Annotated in this window: 21 protein-coding genes; 12 read left to right on the forward strand and 9 right to left on the reverse strand. The window is 65.1% G+C overall.

Features of this window, described 5'->3' with window-relative positions; all coding sequences use genetic code 11:
* The first annotated feature begins 40 nt into the window (after window positions 1–40).
* Window positions 41–931 carry a transcriptional regulator CynR gene (gene cynR / locus BM382_RS15895; protein WP_011059830.1) on the forward strand — a complete coding sequence of 297 codons (891 nt, stop codon included), beginning with the start codon at window positions 41–43 and terminating at the stop codon, window positions 929–931.
* On the opposite strand, the gene BM382_RS15900 is transcribed toward cynR, so the two are convergent.
* Complete coding sequence (locus tag BM382_RS15900) at window positions 904–1,692, reverse strand: transporter substrate-binding domain-containing protein (protein WP_019093311.1); 789 nt, start codon at window positions 1,690–1,692, stop codon at window positions 904–906. The genes cynR and BM382_RS15900 overlap by 28 nt on opposite strands.
* A 163-nt stretch (window positions 1,693–1,855) precedes the next feature.
* Between BM382_RS15900 and BM382_RS15905 the strand changes: the two genes are divergently transcribed.
* From BM382_RS15905 to BM382_RS15920, 4 genes are all read left to right on the forward strand, one after another.
* The gene (locus BM382_RS15905) at window positions 1,856–2,518 is read left to right on the forward strand and encodes a class I SAM-dependent methyltransferase (protein ID WP_072443303.1); all 663 of its coding nucleotides are present in this window, start codon (window positions 1,856–1,858) and stop codon (window positions 2,516–2,518) included.
* Between the two features lie 122 nt (window positions 2,519–2,640).
* On the forward strand, window positions 2,641–3,774 hold the full coding sequence (gene rnd / locus BM382_RS15910) for a ribonuclease D (protein ID WP_011059833.1): 1,134 nt from the start codon (window positions 2,641–2,643) through the stop codon (window positions 3,772–3,774).
* A complete protein-coding gene (locus tag BM382_RS15915) occupies window positions 3,771–4,064 on the forward strand; it encodes a YcgL domain-containing protein (RefSeq protein WP_011059834.1) in 294 nt (97 codons plus the stop codon). The genes rnd and BM382_RS15915 overlap by 4 nt, the downstream gene beginning before the upstream one ends.
* Before the next feature lie 120 nt (window positions 4,065–4,184).
* Entirely contained in the window at window positions 4,185–5,117 is a 933-nt protein-coding gene (locus BM382_RS15920) for a D-2-hydroxyacid dehydrogenase (RefSeq protein WP_011059835.1), read from the forward strand.
* A 113-nt stretch (window positions 5,118–5,230) separates the two neighbouring features.
* Here BM382_RS15920 and BM382_RS15925 read toward each other — a convergent pair whose 3' ends face one another.
* A complete protein-coding gene (locus tag BM382_RS15925; protein ID WP_011059836.1) occupies window positions 5,231–5,824 on the reverse strand; it encodes a nitroreductase family protein in 594 nt (197 codons plus the stop codon).
* Window positions 5,825–6,098: 274 nt separating this feature from the next.
* Here BM382_RS15925 and BM382_RS15930 point away from each other — a divergent pair, with 274 nt between their 5' ends.
* Together BM382_RS15930 and BM382_RS15935 are read left to right on the forward strand one after the other, a co-directional pair.
* Window positions 6,099–6,548 (forward strand): YcgN family cysteine cluster protein, encoded by a 450-nt coding sequence (locus BM382_RS15930; protein ID WP_015634549.1) that lies wholly within the window; start codon window positions 6,099–6,101, stop codon window positions 6,546–6,548.
* A 45-nt stretch (window positions 6,549–6,593) separates the two neighbouring features.
* Window positions 6,594–7,829 carry a hypothetical protein gene (locus tag BM382_RS15935; protein ID WP_019093313.1) on the forward strand — a complete coding sequence of 412 codons (1,236 nt, stop codon included), beginning with the start codon at window positions 6,594–6,596 and terminating at the stop codon, window positions 7,827–7,829.
* 43 nt (window positions 7,830–7,872) lie between these two features.
* On the opposite strand, the gene BM382_RS15940 is transcribed toward BM382_RS15935, so the two are convergent.
* From BM382_RS15940 to BM382_RS15955, 4 genes are all read right to left on the reverse strand, one after another.
* Window positions 7,873–8,244 (reverse strand): YgaP family membrane protein, encoded by a 372-nt coding sequence (locus tag BM382_RS15940; RefSeq protein WP_011059839.1) that lies wholly within the window; start codon window positions 8,242–8,244, stop codon window positions 7,873–7,875.
* An 82-nt stretch (window positions 8,245–8,326) separates the two neighbouring features.
* Window positions 8,327–8,794, reverse strand: coding sequence for an RNA methyltransferase (locus tag BM382_RS15945; RefSeq protein WP_011059840.1), 468 nt, complete (start codon window positions 8,792–8,794; stop codon window positions 8,327–8,329).
* 197 nt (window positions 8,795–8,991) lie between these two features.
* Complete coding sequence (locus BM382_RS15950) at window positions 8,992–9,369, reverse strand: YajD family HNH nuclease (RefSeq protein WP_011059841.1); 378 nt, start codon at window positions 9,367–9,369, stop codon at window positions 8,992–8,994.
* 49 nt (window positions 9,370–9,418) lie between these two features.
* Window positions 9,419–10,105, reverse strand: a complete 687-nt coding sequence (locus BM382_RS15955) for a spermidine synthase (protein ID WP_015634551.1) — start codon at window positions 10,103–10,105, stop codon at window positions 9,419–9,421.
* A gap of 75 nt (window positions 10,106–10,180) precedes the next feature.
* Here BM382_RS15955 and BM382_RS15960 point away from each other — a divergent pair, with 75 nt between their 5' ends.
* Complete coding sequence (locus tag BM382_RS15960) at window positions 10,181–10,492, forward strand: hypothetical protein (RefSeq protein ID WP_011059843.1); 312 nt, start codon at window positions 10,181–10,183, stop codon at window positions 10,490–10,492.
* Between the two features lie 30 nt (window positions 10,493–10,522).
* On the opposite strand, the gene BM382_RS15965 is transcribed toward BM382_RS15960, so the two are convergent.
* Both BM382_RS15965 and BM382_RS15970 read right to left on the reverse strand, forming a co-directional pair.
* Window positions 10,523–10,996 (reverse strand): cyclic nucleotide-binding domain-containing protein, encoded by a 474-nt coding sequence (locus BM382_RS15965; RefSeq protein ID WP_011059844.1) that lies wholly within the window; start codon window positions 10,994–10,996, stop codon window positions 10,523–10,525.
* Window positions 10,997–11,098: 102 nt separating this feature from the next.
* Window positions 11,099–13,153 carry a S9 family peptidase gene (locus BM382_RS15970; RefSeq protein WP_072443279.1) on the reverse strand — a complete coding sequence of 685 codons (2,055 nt, stop codon included), beginning with the start codon at window positions 13,151–13,153 and terminating at the stop codon, window positions 11,099–11,101.
* 100 nt (window positions 13,154–13,253) lie between these two features.
* Here BM382_RS15970 and BM382_RS15975 point away from each other — a divergent pair, with 100 nt between their 5' ends.
* The 3 genes from BM382_RS15975 to BM382_RS15985 are packed head-to-tail and all read left to right on the forward strand — an operon-like array spanning window position 13,254 to window position 15,114.
* Window positions 13,254–13,751 carry a hypothetical protein gene (locus tag BM382_RS15975; RefSeq protein WP_011059846.1) on the forward strand — a complete coding sequence of 166 codons (498 nt, stop codon included), beginning with the start codon at window positions 13,254–13,256 and terminating at the stop codon, window positions 13,749–13,751.
* Window positions 13,752–13,784: 33 nt separating this feature from the next.
* Window positions 13,785–14,561: a class II glutamine amidotransferase gene (locus tag BM382_RS15980; protein ID WP_011059847.1), complete on the forward strand. Its 777-nt coding sequence runs from the start codon at window positions 13,785–13,787 to the stop codon at window positions 14,559–14,561.
* A gap of 10 nt (window positions 14,562–14,571) precedes the next feature.
* Window positions 14,572–15,114, forward strand: a complete 543-nt coding sequence (locus BM382_RS15985; protein WP_011059848.1) for a DUF2937 family protein — start codon at window positions 14,572–14,574, stop codon at window positions 15,112–15,114.
* Between the two features lie 132 nt (window positions 15,115–15,246).
* On the opposite strand, the gene BM382_RS15990 is transcribed toward BM382_RS15985, so the two are convergent.
* Entirely contained in the window at window positions 15,247–16,167 is a 921-nt protein-coding gene (locus BM382_RS15990; RefSeq protein WP_053156822.1) for a LysR family transcriptional regulator, read from the reverse strand.
* A 137-nt stretch (window positions 16,168–16,304) separates the two neighbouring features.
* Between BM382_RS15990 and BM382_RS15995 the strand changes: the two genes are divergently transcribed.
* The gene (locus BM382_RS15995; RefSeq protein WP_072443281.1) at window positions 16,305–17,588 is read left to right on the forward strand and encodes an MFS transporter; all 1,284 of its coding nucleotides are present in this window, start codon (window positions 16,305–16,307) and stop codon (window positions 17,586–17,588) included.
* The last annotated feature ends 14 nt before the right edge of the window (window positions 17,589–17,602 follow it).

Here is a 17,602-nt window from a genome sequence, read left to right on the forward strand (position 1 = left end):
TTATGCTTTCCATAAGTACAGCCTATAGTTGGAATTCCCCATGCTGTTGCGTCACATCCGTTACCTGCTGGCCGTGGCCGAGCATTGCAACTTCACCCGGGCTGCCGAGGCGCTGCATGTGTCCCAGCCGACCCTGTCGCAACAGATCAAGCAGTTGGAGGAGGGCCTGGGGGCGCCGCTGTTCGACCGTTCCGGGCGCAGCGTGCGCCTCACCGATGCCGGCCAGGCCTATGTCGCCTATGCCCGCCGCGCCCTGCAGGACCTGGAGGCGGCCAGGCGGGCGATCCACGATGTGCAGGACCTGAGCCGCGGCTCGCTGCGCCTGGCACTGACCCCGACCTTTACCGCCTACCTGGCCGGGCCCTTGCTCAGCCGCTTTTACCGGCAGCACCCGGGAATCGGCCTGAGCATCGAGGAAATGACCCAGGACCGCCTGGAGGCGGCCCTGGCCGAAGACCGCCTGGACCTGGGTATCGCCTTCGCCGGCGAGCACCTGGCGGAGATCGAGAGTCAGGCGCTGTTCATCGAGACCCTGAGCCTGATGGTCGGCCCGCAGTATCCGCAGCCCGAGCGCCTGCCCTTGAGTGCCGAGGCCCTGGGCCGCCAGCCCCTGGTGCTGCTCAGCGCCGACTTCGCCACCCGCCGGCACATCGACCTGTATTGCCGGCAGCAGGGCATTGCCCCGCCGATCGCCGCCGAGGCCAATTCGGTCAGTGCGATTGTCGAGATGGTCCGGCGCGGGCAACTGGCGACCATCCTGCCCAGCTCCATTGCCCGGGAGCAGCCGGGGCTGCGCACCCTGGCCTTGCAGTCACCACCGGCGCCGCGCAGCGTGGTGCTGCTGGGGCGCAAGGGCGCCTATCGCAGCGCCGCCTGCCAGGCTTTCCGGCAGTTGCTGCTGGATCAGGACGAGGGCGCGGCCAGCCACTGATTGACCACCCGGTCGTAGGCGCCGGTGGCCTTGCTCAGGTGCAGCCATTGGTCGACGTAGCTTTTCCAGGCCACATCGTCCCGAGGCAGGAGAAAGGCCTTCTCGCTGTATTGCAGATAGCGCTCGGGGTTGACTGCGCACAGCCCCGGCTTGTGCCGTTGCTGGAAGCGCGCCTCCGAGGCGTCGGTGATCATCACGTCGGCGCGGTGGGTCAGCAACTGATCGAAGATCGTCACGTTGTCGGCGAACAGGGTCAGGCTGGCCTTGGGCAGGTGGGCCCGGGCGAAGATTTCGTTGGTGCCGCCCGGTGGCTCGATCAGGCGCACCTCGGGCTGGTTGATCTGTTCCAGGGTCTGGTAGCGCTTGAGATCCTGGCAGCGCACCAGGGGGATCTTGCCGTCGATGCCCAGGGGCTGGCTGAAGAAGGCTTTTTTCTGCCGCTCCAGTGACACCGAAATACCGCCGACGGCGATGTCGCACTGTTGGCTCTGGAAGTCCGCCATCAGGCCCTTCCAGGTGGTGTTGACCCACTTCACCCGCACCCCGAGGCTCTCAGCCAGGGATTCGGCCAGGCTGATGTCGATGCCTTCGTAGTGGCCGTCGTCGCGCAGGTAGCTGTAGGGCTTGTAGTCGCCGGTGGTGCAGACCGTCAGATGGCCGCGCTCGATCACCTGGTCCAGGTGCGAGGTGGGCTCCTGGGCGAAGCTCAGGGCTGGGGCGCTGAGGCCCAGCAGGGTACACAACAGCAGGCGCGGGAGCATGGAATCGTTCCTTGAGGGGCAGGGGGGCGGAGCATTATTGGCGCCAGCCGCCGGCCAGGCAAGGCAAGTACCGGTGCTGGAAGGCGATGCGGGCTTTCGACCTTTTTTTCACGAATGGCACGTTAACCTGTGGCCCCTGGATTCCAAAAAGAGTTCGCCGTTCATGTCGTCCCATCCCCCACCGTCCATCGAACTTGAGTTCGCTCGGCGCTACGACCAGGAGCACGCGCGCGTCTGCCGCGAGCCCCGGCCAGCCGGGATCGGCGCGCGCCTGGCCGCCTGGCGCACGGCGCGCCTGGTACGTCACGCCCTGAAGGAAGCCGGCGAGCCGGGGCTGATCCTGGATGTGGCCTGCGGCGCCGGGCGCTACTGGCCGGTGCTGGGCGAGCACGGCAACCGGGTGATTCTGGCGGCGGACCCTTCCCAGGACATGTTGAACCATGCCCAGACCCACCACCCGGCCAGCCTGCTGAAACGGGTCAAGACCTTTCACAGCTCGGCGTTCAATATCGGCCTGTCGGCCAATGCGGTGGACTGCATCATCTGCATGCAACTCTTTGCCCACGTGACCCGGGGCGAGGATCGCCTGGCCCTGCTGCGCGAGTTCTACCGGGTCAGCCGGGACACGGTGATCCTGGCCACGCGGATCGAACCGCTGTTGCAGATCGCCAGACCCGCTTCTGCCAGCTCCGGCATGCTGCCGCTGGCCAGCAAGGTGCAGCTGGAAGCGGAGTTCCGCGAAGCCGGTTTTGAAGTGCTCGACCATCGGGACCTGCTGCCCGGTTGGGCGCCTTCGCGGGTCTATGTGCTGAGAAAACAGGGTTAGCCCAGAGTCTCGGACTATTCTTGCCCTCCGGCAGATGGTTTCTCACTTGCTCTTGTCGGGTGAATGCTCGGAAATCGCCGGAGGCGATATATACTGCGCGCCATTCTTCAAGGGAGAGCCGTGTGGCCATCGATATACATTGGATTCGCGACAACGATAGCCTCGGTCAGCTTTGCGCCCAGTGGCAGCAGTTGCCATTCGTCGCCCTCGACACCGAATTCATGCGGGTCGACACTTTCTATCCCATTGCCGCCCTATTGCAGATTGGCGATGGGCAGCGCGCCTACCTGATTGACCCTTTGACCATCGACAACTGGCAGCCACTGGCGGCCCTGCTGGAGAATCCGGCAGTGGTCAAGGTGGTGCACGCCTGCAGCGAGGACCTTGAAGTCCTGCTGCGCCTGACTGGCAGCCTGCCGGCGCCGTTGTTCGACACGCAACTGGCGGCCGCCTACCTGAACCTGGGTTTCTCCATGGGCTATTCGCGCCTGGTGCAGGAAGTCCTGGGCATCGACCTGCCCAAGGGCGAGACCCGTTCCGACTGGCTGCAGCGCCCGCTGTCGGAAACCCAGGTCAGCTACGCCGCCGAAGACGCCGTGCACCTGGCCCAGGTGTTCACCGAACTGCGGCCCAGGTTGTCCGAGGACAAGTACCGCTGGGTGCTGGAAGACGGCGCCGAGCTGGTGGCCAACCTGCGCCGCGAAGTGGACCCCTACGAGGTCTACCGCGAAGCCAAGCTGGCCTGGAAACTGTCCCGCGCCCAGCTGGCGGTCTTGCGTGAACTGTGTGCCTGGCGCGAGCGCGAGGCCCGTGCCCGCAACCTGCCGCGCAACCGTATCGTGCGCGAGCATGCCCTGTGGCCCCTGGCCAAGACCCAGCCGGACAACCTGTCGGCGCTGGCCAAGATCGAAGACATGCACCCGCGTACCGTGCGCCAGGACGGCGAGTTCCTCCTCGACCTGATCAAGCGCACCGCCAGCGTCGGCCCGGATCAATGGCCGCCGGCCGTGCCCGAACCCCTGCCGATCGAAGCCGCGGCCCTGCTCAAGCGCCTCAAGGCCGTGGGCCAGGCCCAGGCCGAGCGCCTGGGGATCGCCCCGGAAGTGATGCTGCGCAAGAAAACCCTGGAGAGCCTGCTCAAGAGCGGCTTCCCCAACGGGCCTTACCAATTGCCTGATTCGTTGCGTGGCTGGCGCCGCGAATTGATGGGCCAGGCGCTGCTGGACAGCCTGGCCACCGCCGGAGAACAGCCTTGAAACGTATCTGCTCCATCTACAAAAGCCCGCGCAAGAACGAGATGTACCTCTACGTGCTCAAAAGCGAGGCTCTGGAACGCGTGCCGGAAAACCTGCTGCTGGCCTTCGGCAAGCCGCAACATGCCTTCGACCTGGTGCTGAGCCCGGAGCGCAAGCTGTCCCGCGAGGACATCCACCAGGTGCTGGAAAACCTCGACAAGCAGGGCTACCACCTGCAGATGCCACCGGCAGAAGACGAGTATATCGAGCACTTGCCCGAAGAGCTGCTGCGTCGCAATGATCCGGTCTGACCTGTAGGCGCCCGGTCCCGGGCGTCCTTGTAAGTGCAACTGACTGACCTGGCAGCCGCCTTGATCGATGGAGCGATTCTCCGTCGGCGGCTGCCTGCACCGTTTTTTAAGGTTTGAGCCATGCGCGTTCTGATTGCCGAACACGATCACGCTGTTTATGCCCGCCTGTTGCGTCAGGCGGCCCCGGAGCTGGAAGTGCTGACCAGTGGCGACTCCGCCGAGCTGGCACGGTTGGCGGCGGATTGTCCGGTCTGGCTGGGGCAGCCGGACCTGCTGGCCACCCTGCTGCGCCAGGGGCACCAGCCCCAGTGGCTGCAATCCACCTGGGCCGGCATTACCCCGCTGCTGGCCGACGGCCTGCCGCGGCACTACCGCCTGACCCGGGCCGTGGGCATCTTCGGCCAGGTGATGGCCGAGTACGTGCTGACCTACATCCTGGGCCATGAGCGCGAGGTGCTGGCGCGCCTGGTGAGCCAGGTCGAGCGCAAGTGGGACAACCGCCTGGGCCAGAGCCTGGTGGGGCGCAAGGTGCTGATCGTCGGCACCGGCGACATCGGCCAGAGCGTGGCGCAGTTCCTCCTGCCGTTTGGCGTGAAGCTGTACGGCATCGCCAGCCAGCCCCGGGAGCAGGCGCCCTTTATCGAAGTGGCCGGCCTGCAAGACCTGGGGCGCCTGGTGGGGGAGGTGGACTACGTGGTCAACCTGCTGCCCAACACCCCGAGCACTCACGACCTGTACGACGCGGCGCTGTTCAAGCAGTTCAAGCCCACGGGGTTGTTCATCAATGTTGGCCGGGGCGTGGCGGTGGTCGATGCGGACCTGGTGCAGGCCCTCAAGGATGGGCATCTGGCGGGGGCGGTGATCGATGTCTGCCGCCAGGAGCCCTTGCCGCAACGGCATCCGTTCTGGACCGCCTGGGGCTTGCTGCTGACGGGCCACAGTTCGGCGCCGACCTCGCCGGAATTGATGGTGCAGTTGTTCGTCGACAACCTGCGGGCTTATCAGGCTGGGCAGGCCCTGCGCGGCGAAGTGGATTTCGCCCGGGGCTATTGAAACGGACCTGATCGCAGGAGCGAGCTTGCTCGCGAAAGCCGCGCTTGCCAGGCAAGCGCGGCAGCCTTCAGGGCTTCGCGAGCAAGCTCGCTCCTACAGAGGCGATCGCGGCTTTAGAGGCTGAAATCGCCTTCGGCCACGGTTTCGCTCAGGGGGCGACGCGGGCTTGGCTCTTCCCGGGCCTGGAGGTAGTCGGCCAGGGTCGACTTGTCTCCCAGCTTGCCCACGGCCACGGCGGCGTGCACGGCATAGCCTTCGGGGATCTTCAGTTCCTTGCGGGTCAGTTCCTGGTCGAAACCGGCCATGCCGTGGGTGTGCCAGCCACTGAGGCTGGCTTGCAGGGCCAGGTGGCCCCAGGCCGAACCGGTGTCGAAGGTGTGCCACAGGGCCGGGGTTTCCTCGCTGGCGCCGGGCACGGTGAAGGTGGTCTTGGAAATCACGATCACCAGGGCCGAAGCGTGTTGCGCCCAGCCACGGTTGAATTCGTTGAGCAGGCCGAGGAAGCGTTCCCAGTTCGGCGTGTCGCGGCGGGCATAGAGGAAGCGCCAGGGCTGCGAGTTGTAGGCCGAAGGCGCCCAGCGTGCGGCTTCGAAGAAGCTCAGCAGGGTTTCTTCGGGGATGCTTTCGCCGGTGAAGGCCCGGGGCGACCAGCGCTGGGTGAACTGCGGGTGGATGGCGTAGTCGGCAACGCGAGTGTTGGCGCTCATGGAAAAACTCCTGGCAGCATGTGAGATGAGTGGAATAAACCGGCAAGCGCAGATGAGCTGAGCGAAGGGGTATTCCTGACCCCGTGCGGTTTGCCGGGTGCAACGCGGTCAAGCGTTAATGGCACACGGACGCGGGTCGGTCCGAGGGGCAAAGCTACTGTGCCCATGGCCCGCTGACAAGTCCCGGCCTACCGACAGTCGCCAGCGCTTGGCCCGCCGGTTCTTCGGCACTAGACTGGCGGCCTTTTCACCCTCGGATATTGATGCTTGAGCCATGGCCGCCAAAGTCGAACCTTTCTGGATACGCAAAACCCTCGAACAACTCGACCAGGACGAATGGGAGTCGTTGTGCGATGGCTGCGGTCTGTGCTGCCTGCAAAAGCTTGAAGACGAGGACGACAACAGCGTCTATTACACGCGCATCGCCTGCAAGCTTTTGGACCTCAAGACCTGCCAGTGCAGCGATTACCCCAACCGCCGCGACTCGGTGCCCGACTGCATCCAGCTGACCCCGGGCAAGGCCGACGAATTCAAGTGGCTGCCCCCCACCTGCGGCTACCGCCTGGTGAGCGAGGGCAAGGACCTGCCCCTGTGGCACCACCTGGTGTGCGGCGACCGCGATGCGGTGCACCACGAACGTATTTCCCAGTCCGGCCGCATGCTCGCCGAAGGCAGCGTGGCGGAAGAGGACTGGGAGGATCATCTGATTTTCCGCGCAGGCTGAGGGTTCGCCGCGCCGGCTTCGAGGTTTCAATAGCAAGGAGAGGGTATGAGGGTGGGGGCGAAGCTGGCGCTGGCCGCTGCGATGCTGGCATTGAGTGCATCGGCGTTTGCGGCGAAGAAGGTCGATCTGGATTATCACGTGCGCTTCCTGCCCCAGAGCGATCAGGCCGAAGTGCGCCTGACCCTGGCCGACGGCGCGGCGCTGCGCAGCCTGGATTTCGATCTGGGCTCGACCGGCGACTACAGCGACTTCAAGGCCGACGGCCAATGGCAGGCCGCCCCCGCCGGTGCCGGCGGTCAGCGTGGGGTCTGGCGCCCGGCCAGCGGCAAGGCCAGCCTGAGCTACCGGGTACGCCTGAACCACAGCATCAAGAAGGGCAGCTATGACAGCCGCAGTACTGCCAACTGGGCCCTGCTGCGCGGCGAAACCCTGGTGCCGCCGGCGCACCTGGACCAGCAGGACGGCATCGAGCTGGTGGCGCGCCTGGATTTCGAACTGCCCGCCGGCTGGAAGAGCATCGAGACCGCCTGGCCGCGGATCGGCAAGCACCGTTTTCGCATCGACAACCCCTCGCGGCTGTTCGACCGTCCCGCCGGCTGGATGCTCGCCGGCACCCTGGGCAGCCGCCGCACGCGCCTGGGGGAAACCGACGTCAGCGTGGTCTCGCCACTGGGCCAGGGCATGCGGCGCATGGATGTGCTGACCCTGCTGACCTTTGTCTGGCCGCAGGTGCAGGCGGTGTTTCCCCGCCAGCCGAGCAAGCTGTTGATCGTCGGCGCGGCCGATCCGATGTGGCGCGGCAGCCTGGCCGGGCGCGATTCACTGTTCCTGCACAGCCGCCTGCCGCTGGTCAGCGAGAGCGGCGCCAGCCCCTTGCTGCGGGAGCTGGTGCAATCTCTGGCACGGATCAACGACAGCCAGCGCAGCGACTGGATCAGTGAAGGGCTGGCGCAGTACTACGCCATCGAGCTGCTGCGCCGTGCCGGTGGCATCAGCGATGAACGTTACCAGGTGCTGGAGAAGCGCCTGGCCCGGGACGGCCACAAGGTCACCAGCCTGCGCGGCGAACAGGTGGACAGCGCCACAGTGGCCAAGGCGGTGTTGCTATTGCAGGAGCTGGATCGGGAGATTCGCCTCAAGACCCGCAACAAGCGTTCCCTGGACGATGTCCTGCAAGCGGCGATGCGCCTGGAAAGCGTCAGCACCGCCGAATTCATCCAGCTCAGTGAAAGCGTGCTGGGCGAGTCCTCCAGGGTCCTCGACACCAGCCTGCTGCGCTGACCCGGCGCGGTTGGCCCCAGGCGTCCATGAGGACGCCCCGGCTTCAGGCCTTGGGCACCTTCACTTCATCATTGCTGGCGGCCTTGGCGTTGCGGCCGGCGGCTTCGGCATCGGCTTTCAGGTTGCGCAGCTCTTCTGCAGCGCGTTCGATCTTGTTGCGCACGTTGTTCATGTCCTGGCGGCTTTTCTCCAGCAGGCTTTTCGCCGAGCTGTGCCCGGTGATGCCCCGGGCCAGGGCCACGCCGCCGATGGCTACCTGGATCAGGCCGAATACGCCGCCACGGCGCAGGCCCTTGCCCATCATCACCACGCCGCCGGCCAGCGAGCCGATGCGCTCCCAGCCCTGGACATTCTGGGTGGGCTGGCTCTGGAACGGGGTCGATTCGATGGTTTGCAGCTGTTTGCGCTCGCTCATGATCTGTCTCCAAGGGCGGTAAGGGATACAAGGCTGACTGCACGAAGGCGTCACAGGTTCCCGGGCAATGACCGGCGTGTGCTCAGAACTTGGGACCGGAGCGGGTGTTGTTGCCCTTGGCCAGGCGATCGTAGAGCACCACGTTGACTGTCGCTGCCAGGTTCATGCAACCGGTGGTGGGGATGTAGACCACGTCCTCGCACCAGTCGCGGATCTCCTTGTCGAGGGAGCCGTCTTCCGGGCCGAAGATGTACAGGGCGCGATCCGGGTGGGTGTACTCGGGCAGTGGGCGGGCACCCTCGACCAGTTCCACGGCCACCGGAATGCAGCCCAGGGGGAGGATTTTCTTCAGGTCGTCGATGCCGATCAGCGGAATGTCCTGGTGGACCTTCTTGGTGTCGGTGACGAAGTCGCGGGCCCGCTCATAGCGCTTGCCGGTGTAGAACACCGAGGCGACGCCATAGCAGCCGGCGGCGCGCATCACCGAACCGACGTTCTCCGGTGACTTGGGGTTATACAAACCGATGCAACTGTACCTTTTGTTTGCCACGAACAAAGCGCCTTGGGGGAAAAGAGCGCGATTATACGGGGATTGCCCACGGCTCGGTGGCTTGTTGTGGCGAGGGAGCTTGCTCCCGACGCCGGCCAATGCAGTGTAGCGGGCCGGCCGGGGACACAGGGTTTACGGCTGCCTTGCCGCCGAACGGGAGCACGCTCGCTGGCCACAATATGCCCGGCGGCTGGTGCTTACTCCGGGTCTTTCTTCATCAACCCGGCCAGGGCGGCGAACGGGTTGTGGGTCGCCTTGGCGACTTTCGGGGTGCTCAGGGAGCCTTCGCCGAAGTACTGCTGGTCGGTGTAGCGCGAGTGCTCGTTATCGTGGCAGTACAGGCACAAGAGTTCCCAGTTGGAACCGTCCTGGGGGTTGTTGTCGTGGTTGTGATCGCGGTGGTGCACGGTCAGCTCGCTCAGGCGCTTGCCGGAGAACTCCCGGGCGCAGCGGCCGCAGACATGGGGGTACATTTTCAGCGCCTTGTCGCGGTAGCCCATTTCCCGGTCGCGCTGGGCGTCGGCAAGGATACGGTCCAGCTTGGCGGTGTTGGACGGAGGAGTGGACGAACTCATGGGTTCACCTTTGTAGAAGGACTAATGACGGTAATGGACAAAGTTTAGCTCAGGCCTTGAGCTTCTCGGCAATCCAGATGGTGTGCCGGGTGCCGCGATTGCCATGGGCGAAGACCTGCACTTCCTCGGCCTTGAAGCCGGCCTTGCGCAGGCGCTCGGAGAACTGCCGGTCGGCGCTGGCCGACCACACCGCAAGAATGCCCTTGGGCCGCAGGGCCCGGGCGCAGGCGGCCAGGCCGGCGCTGGAGTAGAGCCAGCTGTTGGCTTTCTGGGTCAGGCCTTCGGGGCCGTTGTCGACGTCGAGCATGATCGCGTCGAAGCCCTGGGGCTCGGCCTGCAGGACCTTGGCCACGTCTTCCAGGCGGATCACCGTGCGCGGGTCCAGCAGCGGCCGGCCGGACTTTTCGCCGAGCGGGCCACGGTTCCATTCCACCACCCCGGGCACCAGCTCGGCGACCACCACCTCGGCGCTCTTGCCCAGGTGCTTGAGAGCCGCGGCGAGGGTGAAACCCATGCCCAGGCCGCCGATCAGCACCCGCGAGTTCGGGCGCCCGGCGACCTTGCTGCAAGGGATCTGCGCCAGGGCGTCCTCGGAACCGTGCATGCGTGTGTTCATCAACTGGCCGCCGTCGCCGCCCTGGATCTTGATGACGAAATCCTCACCGTATTCGAACAGGCACAAGGCACCGCCGTTTTCAGGAATCGCAGTAGTGTCCAGCAGTACGAAACGTTTCATGGAGATCTCATTGAGGAAGGCAAAACGCCCCGGTTGGGAGTAGCCTGACGCCAGACAATAGCAATGGAGCCATTGATGAAGCGCACTATTCTAACGGTGATTGCCCAAGCGGCGCTCGCCCTCACCGCTGCCCTGGCGCTTGGTGCCGGCCCGGCTTTGGCCGACGAGCCGCAAAGTGCCCCGGTGGTGACCCCGGCGCCGACCCTCGGCACCCCGGGCACCGCGACCCCTACGCCTTATCCGCAAGTCACCCCGCCCAGCACGCCGAAAGCCGGCAGCAGTGGCAGCGCGCCCCTGCTGCCGCCGATCGACATGCCCAAGCCGCCCAAGGACCAGACCCTGCCAGGGCTGGAGCAGAACGACAGCAAACCCAAGGTTCAGGGTTGATGGATGTAGCGGGCGAGGGTACCCCGGGGCTCAGATCTGCTGCGCGAGCAACTGGCCGTCGGCCATGCGCAGCCGCTTTGACAGCGACACGGCCAGGGCGCGGATGATCTTGGCGGCGATCTTTGGCGCATCGTTGAGCATCTTCTCCAGGGAGTCCTTGCCCAGGTTGAGCAACTGGCAATGGCTGGCGGCCACGCAGGTAGCCGAACGTCGCTCGCCATCGAGCACCGCCATTTCGCCAAAGGCCCGGCCGCTGCGCAGGGTAGCGATGGTCAGCGGCTGGCCGTCGTGGTTGCGCTTTTGCACCGCCACCTGGCCGCTGTGGATGATGCACATGAAGCTGCCGGCATCGCCCTCATGAAAGATCGCTTCGCCCTCGGCGATGCTGCTGATGCTGAAGTAGCCGGCCGCAGCGTTGAAGTCGGCGGGCAACAACTGGTCGAACAGGCCGCAGTCCATCAGCCAGTCGCGGATCTCGTTGTTCAGTAAGGTGGGTTCGGACATGGGATCACGGTCTTTTTCTTGTGTCTGTTGCACGGGCGCAGGCCCGGTCCGGCGGTTGCCGGCGGCGTTCTGGGTTAAGACAGGTACGCCGCCGGGAGTTCCTCAGGCCAGGCCCAGAATGTTCAGGATAAAGGCGTATTCGAGGGCTACGTCACGTAATCCCTGGTAACGCCCGCTCATGCCGCCATGGCCGGCCCCCAGTTCGGTCTTGAGCAGCAGCGGGTTGTCGTCGGTCCTGGTGGCCCGCAACCTGGCCACCCATTTGGCCGCCTCCCAGTACTGCACGCGGCTGTCGTTGTAGCCGGCGATCACCAGGGTTGCCGGGTAGGCCTGGGCGCGCACGTTCTCGTAGGGCGCGTAGGCCTTGATCCGTGCGTAGACCTCGGGCTCCTCGGGGTTGCCCCATTCGTCGTATTCGGTGACGGTCAGCGGCAGTTCCGGGTCGAGCATGGTGTTGAGCACATCGACGAAAGGCACTTCGGCGATGGCGACCTTGAACAGCTCGGGGCGCTGGTTGAGTACCGCGCCGATCAGCAGGCCGCCGGCGCTGCCGCCACTGATGGCCAACTGCTGGGCGCTGGTCAGGCCCTGGGCGATCAGGTGTTCGGCGCAGGCGATGAAGTCGCTGAAGGTGTTCTGCTTGTGTTCCTGCTTGCCGGCGCGGTACCAGGCCTCACCCAGCTCGCCGCCGCCGCGCACGTGGGCGATGGCAAAGGCCACGCCGCGATCGAGCAGGCTCAGGCGGGCGTGGGAGAACCAGGGGTCGAGGCTTTCGCCGTAGGCACCGTAGCCGTAGAGGTACAGCGGCGTCGGCTGGCCCAGGCAGTCGCGCTTGACCACCAGGCTGATGGGCACTTGGGTGCCGTCGGCGGCGGTGGCCCAGAGGCGCTGGCTGACGTAGGCCTCGGGGTCGAACGGGCCCAGTACCGGGGTTTCCTTCAGCACCTGCTGCTGGCCGTCGGCCAGTTGCAGCTGGCGCACCTGGGCCGGGCGGTTCAGGGCCTCGTAGCGCAGGCGGATGCGCTCGCTGGAAAACTCCAGGCTGTTCTGCACGTGCAGGCTGTAGGCCGCATCCGGCAGTTGCACGCGGTACACCGGCAGGTCCCGGGGGTGCACTTCGATGATCGGCAGGCCGCCTTCGCGCAGGCTCAGGGTCATGGCTGCGGCGTTGAGGGTTACACCGTCGAGCATTACCTCGGGGTTGTGCGGCACCAGCAGTTGCCAGTCGTCCTGCTCGGGGATCGCGCCGTTGTCCGCGGCCTGGTAGAGGGCGAAGTTGATGCCGTCGCGGTTGCTGCGGATGAACCAGGTCCATTGGCCGTCCAGCAGGCCGTGGTCGACATCGTATTCATGGCCTTCGACCCGCGGCGCCAGGCAAGTGAACGGCAGCTGTGGCTGCGTGGCGTCCAGGGCCCAGGTCTCGCCGGTGGTCTTGCTGCCCAGGGACAGCAGCAGTTGGCGTTCGGAGCTGGAACGGTAGCAATGCAGGAAGAAGCGTCCGTCCGGCTCGTGGAACACTTCCTCGGCGGCGGTGCCATCCAGCCGGTAGCGCAACAGCTTGTGCGGGCGGTGGGTATCGTCCAGCTCGCCGAAGAACAGGGTCAGGCTGTCGTTGGCCCAGGTCATGCTGCCGTCGCAGTTGTCGAAGGACAGCTCGCTGACTTTGTCGCTGGCCAGTTCCTTGACGAACAGGGTGTAGATTTCCTCCCCAGTGGTGTCGAGGCTGTAGGCCAGGCGCTGGTGGTCGGGGCTGATGCTGAAGGCCCCGAGGGAGAAGAAGCCGCCATTGGCCAGGGCGTTGGGGTCCAGCAGCAGTTGCTCGCGGCTTTCGTCCACCGTCAGGCTGTCGTCCGCCGGGCGCGGGCAGCGATAGTGGCGGGCGTATTCGTCGCCGGCGGTGGTGCGGGTGTAGTACAGGTACGGGCCCCAGGGCGAGGGCAGGGACAGGTCGGTTTCGAGGATCCGCCCCTTGATCTCCTGGAACAGCGTTTCACGCAGGGGCCCCTGATGCGCCAACTGGGCGTCCAGGTAGCTGTTTTCAGCCTTCAGGTAATCGAGCACCGCGTCGGTGTCGCGTTCCTGCAGCCAGGCATACGGGTCAGCGCCTTCGGCCTTGTGGGCAATCGGGGCGTTGCTGTCGTTGGCGGTTAAGGGCATGGGTGGCTCTCGGGCGATGACAAATGAGGGCTGGGCAGACGGCGGTGCAGCCTGACACGGCAAAAGTCGTTATCATAAGCGCCTCTTTGCCTGCCTTGCCATGGACACCATGACCGAGAACGACTATCTGATCGCCTGGGGGCTCTATGCCTTCGCCGCCTTGGGCTGCCTGCTGGTGTGGATGCGCCTGACCCGCTGGATGTGGCGCTGGCTGCGCGAACCGCTGCGAGTGCTGGTGGCGGTGCTGCTGTTCAGCCCGACCATCATCGACCCGGTCAAGGAAAAATTTGCCCCGGCCGTGGCCATCACCGCCCTGGATATAGCCTTCAAGGTCGGCAACAACGCCTGGCGTGCGGTATCCGACCTGTTCATGTACGGCATGATCGCCTTTGGCGTCTACCTGCTGTTCGTGCTGATCCGCTGGCCCATTGAGCGCGCGGCCAGGGAGCGCCGGGAACGCAACGAAGCGGCGAAAGCTGCCGCCAAGGCTGCCGAAGTGGAGGATGACCAGCCCTTCGGTGGCGCCGGCAATGACCGTTACGGCCGCCAGCCTGCAGCCGGCACCCCCCTGAATACGCGGGTCGAACCGCGTTTGTAACGCTGCCCCCGGCATTGAAGCGAGAGTCCGAGCATGTGTGAGTTGTTGGGCATGAGCGCCAATGTACCGACCGATATCGTCTTCAGCTTTACCGGGCTGATGCAGCGCGGCGGCCGCACCGGCCCCCATCGCGACGGCTGGGGCATCGCTTTCTATGAAGGCCGCGGCCTGCGCCTGTTCCAGGACCCGGCGGCCAGCAGCGAGTCGGAAGTGGCCAACCTGGTTCAGCGTTACCCGATCAAGAGCGAAGTGGTGATCGGCCATATCCGCCAGGCCAACGTCGGTAAGGTCTGCCTGGCCAACACTCATCCTTTTGTCCGCGAGCTGTGGGGCCGCAACTGGTGCTTTGCGCACAATGGCCAGTTGGCGGATTTCCAGCCCCAGGCCAGCTTCTACCGCCCGGTAGGCGATACCGACAGCGAAGCGGCTTTCTGTGACCTGCTGAACCGGGTGCGGGCCGCCTTTCCCGAGCCGGTGGAAATCGAGGAACTGCTGCCGACCCTGATCCAGGCCTGCAGCGAATACCGCAGCAAGGGTGTGTTCAATGGCCTGCTCAGCGACGGTGACTGGCTGTTCTGCTATTGCTCGACCAAACTGGCGCAGATCACCCGGCGCGCCCCATTCGGCCCGGCGCGGCTGAAGGATGTGGATGTGATCGTCGACTTCCAGGCCGAAACCACGCCCAACGACGTGGTCACGGTGATCGCCACTGAACCCTTGACCGAAAACGAAACCTGGACCCGCTACCAGCCGGGCCAGTGGAGCCTGTGGCGGCGCGGTGAATGCGTGAGCCATGGCCAGACCGAATAAGGACATCCCTATGTTGCTCAGTTATCTGCGGCTGGTGCTGTTCGCCGCCGGCCTGTTGATCGGTGTGCAAGTGCCGGGTTTCATCAGTGATTACGCCAAGCGCGTCGAGGCGCATCTGATCGAGTCGCAGCACAGCCTGCAGGGCTTCCAGGGCACCGCGCAGCAATTCTTCAAGGGCGACATGAACGCCCTGGTGGCCCATTACCGGGCCAGCGACGATCCGGTGTTTCGCAGCGATGCCGAGAGCCTGAGCGGCTTGCTCAGCCGCCAGCTGGCCCTGGACAAGCAGTACCAGGCGATGCAGGGGCCCTGGTACATCCGCCTGCTGCAAGTGGCCCTGGCCCCCGACCCGGAAATCCGCAAGGAAACCTGGGACGGCTACAGCTACCAGATCCTGTTGACCCCGGAAGCCATGATCTGGGGTATCAGTGGCGCCTTGCTGCTGTCCTTCGGCCTGGAATGCCTGTACCGGCTGATCGACTGGGTAGTGCTGGGCGGCAAGCGCCTGCGCCAGAGCCGCCCGATTGAAGAGCGCGACCTCAAAGGCCTCTGACCCCCTGTAGGAGCCGTATCGATTTTGTTTTCTGTGTAGGAGCCGGCTTGCCGGCGAAAGCGACGCGCCTGATACACCGCAGCGCGCGGTTCGTTGGCAAGCCAGCTCCTACGAGAGAGGGGATGGCGATGTTCACTGGGGTTCGCTGAGCACCAGGTAATCCGCGCCGACCTTCTGCCCATAGCGCTGCACCACGCGCTGGCACAGCTCGACTATGTCCTCCACCAATTCCACTCCCACCCGCCACGACACCACCACTTGCAGGTTCGGCGGGCGCTGTTCGATGGCCAGCAGGGTCAGTTCGCCCCGGGCCAGTTCCTCGCGCACCAGCACCGGCGGCAGGGCACCGATGCCGAAGCCGTCCCGTAGCAGGCGGGTGATGGCCGACACCGAGTTGACGCAGTTGAGCCGCGGCGCCAGCACGCCGTTGGCCTGCATCAGGCTCAGCACCTGCTGGTGGGGCAGGGAGTTCTTCGAGTAGGTGACGATCCGTTCCCGGGCCAGCTCGGCGACGTTGGCGTAGTCGCGGTTGTAGATCGAGTTGCTGGCGGCGATCCAGCCCATGGGATAGCTGGCCAGTTCCAGGCTGCGGATGCTTTCCTGGCGCAGCAGGTCGGTTTGCAGCACCAGGTCGAGAAAGCCCTTTTGCAACTGTTCGCACAGGTTCAGCGACGTGTCGGCCACCAGCTCGATTTCCACCTGCGGGTAGTGGTCCATCATCTCCGCCACCAGGGGGCTGAGCCAGGTGTGGATCACCGTATCCATGACCCCGATGCGAACCCGCCCGACCTTGCTCGACGGCGCTTGGATGGACTGTTTCAGCACCTGCAGGGTGTCGAGCATCTGCTCGGCGTGCTCCAGCACCTTGACGCCTTCCGGGGTCAGGCTGACGCCCCGGGAGTCGCGCAGGAACAGCTTCACGCCCAGTTCGCCCTCCAGCACCGCGATGCGGCTGGAGATCGCCGCCTGGGTGGTAAAGAGTTTTTCCGCGGTGTGGCTGAAGCTCTTCAGCCGCGCGACCCAGACGAAGGTTTCGAGGAACTTGAGGTTCATGGGATCAACTTTTCTTATGCATAAGGGCAGTTTTTATTAGTTGGACGCAGTTGGCGCTCGAGCCGAAGAATGCGCCAACCCACGATATGCGTCGTCGGGGCCCAGAACAACACCAATAAATTACCCTGGAGATCGCCATGAGTGCGCCCGAAACACTGGCCGCCAAGGCCCCGCGCCGCGCCGGCCCGTTTGACTGGTACCGGGACATCAACCAGCAGGAGCGCCGGACATTCTGGAGCTGCAAGCTCGGTTATGGCCTGGATGGCATGGACACGCAGATGCTCAGTTTCGTGATCCCGACCCTGATCGCACTGTGGGGCATCACCTCCGCCGAAGCCGGGCTGATCCATACCAGTACCTTGCTGGCCTCCGCCCTGGGGGGCTGGATCGCCGGGATCCTCTCCGACCGCATTGGCCGGGTGCGGACGTTGCAACTCACGGTCCTGTGGTTCGCATTCTTTACCTTTTTGTGTGGCCTGGCGCAGAACTACGAGCAGTTGCTGATCGCCCGGACCCTGATGGGCTTCGGCTTCGGTGGCGAGTGGACCGCCGGGGCGGTACTGATCGGCGAGGTGATCCGTGCCAAGAACCGTGGCAAGGCGGTGGGCATGGTGCAGTCCGGCTGGGCCCTGGGCTGGGGCATAACGGCGTTGCTATATGCGCTGCTGTTCTCCCTGCTGCCGCCGGAAGACGCCTGGCGCGGGCTGTTCCTGCTGGGCATCCTGCCGGCGATCTTCGTGATTTTCGTCCGCCGCCTGGTCAAGGAGCCTGAGGTCTATCGCCAAACCCGGGCCCGGGAAGAGCCCAGCAACCCGGCCCGGTTCTACGAGATCTTCGCCCCGGGGATCCTCAGCACCACCCTGCGCGCATCGCTGTTGGCGGCGGGGGCCCAGGGCGGCTACTACGCCATCACTTTCTGGCTGCCGACCTTCCTCAAGACCGAGCGCGGCCTGAGCGTGCTGAGCACCGGCGGCTACCTGGCCATGGTGATCTTCGGCTCTTACATGGGCTATGTGATCAGCGCCTACCTGACCGATATTCTCGGGCGCAAGAAGAACTTCGTACTGTTCGCCGCCGGCTCTTTCACCATCGTCCTGCTCTATACGCAAATGCCGGTGAGCAACGCGGTGATGCTCTGGCTGGGCTTTCCCCTGGGCTTTTTCGCCTCGGGCATCTTCAGCGGCATGGGAGCGTTCCTCACCGAACTGTTCCCCACCCGCATCCGCGGTTCCGGCCAGGGTTTCTGCTACAACAGCGGCCGGGCGCTGGCGGCGCTGTTCCCCCTGCTGATCGGCCTGCTCAGCCAGCATGTGCCGCTGGGCGCGGCCATCGGCACCTTTGCCGCGGTGTCCTACGGCGTGGTGGTGCTGGCAGCCTTGAGCCTGCCGGAAACCCGCGGCAAGGAACTTGAGGCACGCTAACTGATAATCTGCGG

Origin of the sequence: Pseudomonas sp. NFPP25 (assembly GCF_900116505.1) — a bacterium.
In the GTDB taxonomy this organism is placed as follows: domain Bacteria; phylum Pseudomonadota; class Gammaproteobacteria; order Pseudomonadales; family Pseudomonadaceae; genus Aquipseudomonas; species Aquipseudomonas protegens.

Coding starts and splice junctions, on each gene's coding strand:
- cynR (WP_011059830.1), top strand. CDS start 41: ATGCTGTTGCGTCACATCCGTTACCTGCTGGCCGTGGCCGAGCATTGC.
- BM382_RS15900 (WP_019093311.1), bottom strand. CDS start 1,692: ATGCTCCCGCGCCTGCTGTTGTGTACCCTGCTGGGCCTCAGCGCCCCA.
- BM382_RS15905 (WP_072443303.1), top strand. CDS start 1,856: ATGTCGTCCCATCCCCCACCGTCCATCGAACTTGAGTTCGCTCGGCGC.
- BM382_RS15920 (WP_011059835.1), top strand. CDS start 4,185: ATGCGCGTTCTGATTGCCGAACACGATCACGCTGTTTATGCCCGCCTG.
- BM382_RS15925 (WP_011059836.1), bottom strand. CDS start 5,824: ATGAGCGCCAACACTCGCGTTGCCGACTACGCCATCCACCCGCAGTTC.
- BM382_RS15930 (WP_015634549.1), top strand. CDS start 6,099: ATGGCCGCCAAAGTCGAACCTTTCTGGATACGCAAAACCCTCGAACAA.
- BM382_RS15935 (WP_019093313.1), top strand. CDS start 6,594: ATGAGGGTGGGGGCGAAGCTGGCGCTGGCCGCTGCGATGCTGGCATTG.
- BM382_RS15940 (WP_011059839.1), bottom strand. CDS start 8,244: ATGAGCGAGCGCAAACAGCTGCAAACCATCGAATCGACCCCGTTCCAG.
- BM382_RS15950 (WP_011059841.1), bottom strand. CDS start 9,369: ATGAGTTCGTCCACTCCTCCGTCCAACACCGCCAAGCTGGACCGTATC.
- BM382_RS15955 (WP_015634551.1), bottom strand. CDS start 10,105: ATGAAACGTTTCGTACTGCTGGACACTACTGCGATTCCTGAAAACGGC.
- BM382_RS15960 (WP_011059843.1), top strand. CDS start 10,181: ATGAAGCGCACTATTCTAACGGTGATTGCCCAAGCGGCGCTCGCCCTC.
- BM382_RS15965 (WP_011059844.1), bottom strand. CDS start 10,996: ATGTCCGAACCCACCTTACTGAACAACGAGATCCGCGACTGGCTGATG.
- BM382_RS15970 (WP_072443279.1), bottom strand. CDS start 13,153: ATGCCCTTAACCGCCAACGACAGCAACGCCCCGATTGCCCACAAGGCC.
- BM382_RS15975 (WP_011059846.1), top strand. CDS start 13,254: ATGGACACCATGACCGAGAACGACTATCTGATCGCCTGGGGGCTCTAT.
- BM382_RS15980 (WP_011059847.1), top strand. CDS start 13,785: ATGTGTGAGTTGTTGGGCATGAGCGCCAATGTACCGACCGATATCGTC.
- BM382_RS15985 (WP_011059848.1), top strand. CDS start 14,572: ATGTTGCTCAGTTATCTGCGGCTGGTGCTGTTCGCCGCCGGCCTGTTG.
- BM382_RS15990 (WP_053156822.1), bottom strand. CDS start 16,167: ATGAACCTCAAGTTCCTCGAAACCTTCGTCTGGGTCGCGCGGCTGAAG.
- BM382_RS15995 (WP_072443281.1), top strand. CDS start 16,305: ATGAGTGCGCCCGAAACACTGGCCGCCAAGGCCCCGCGCCGCGCCGGC.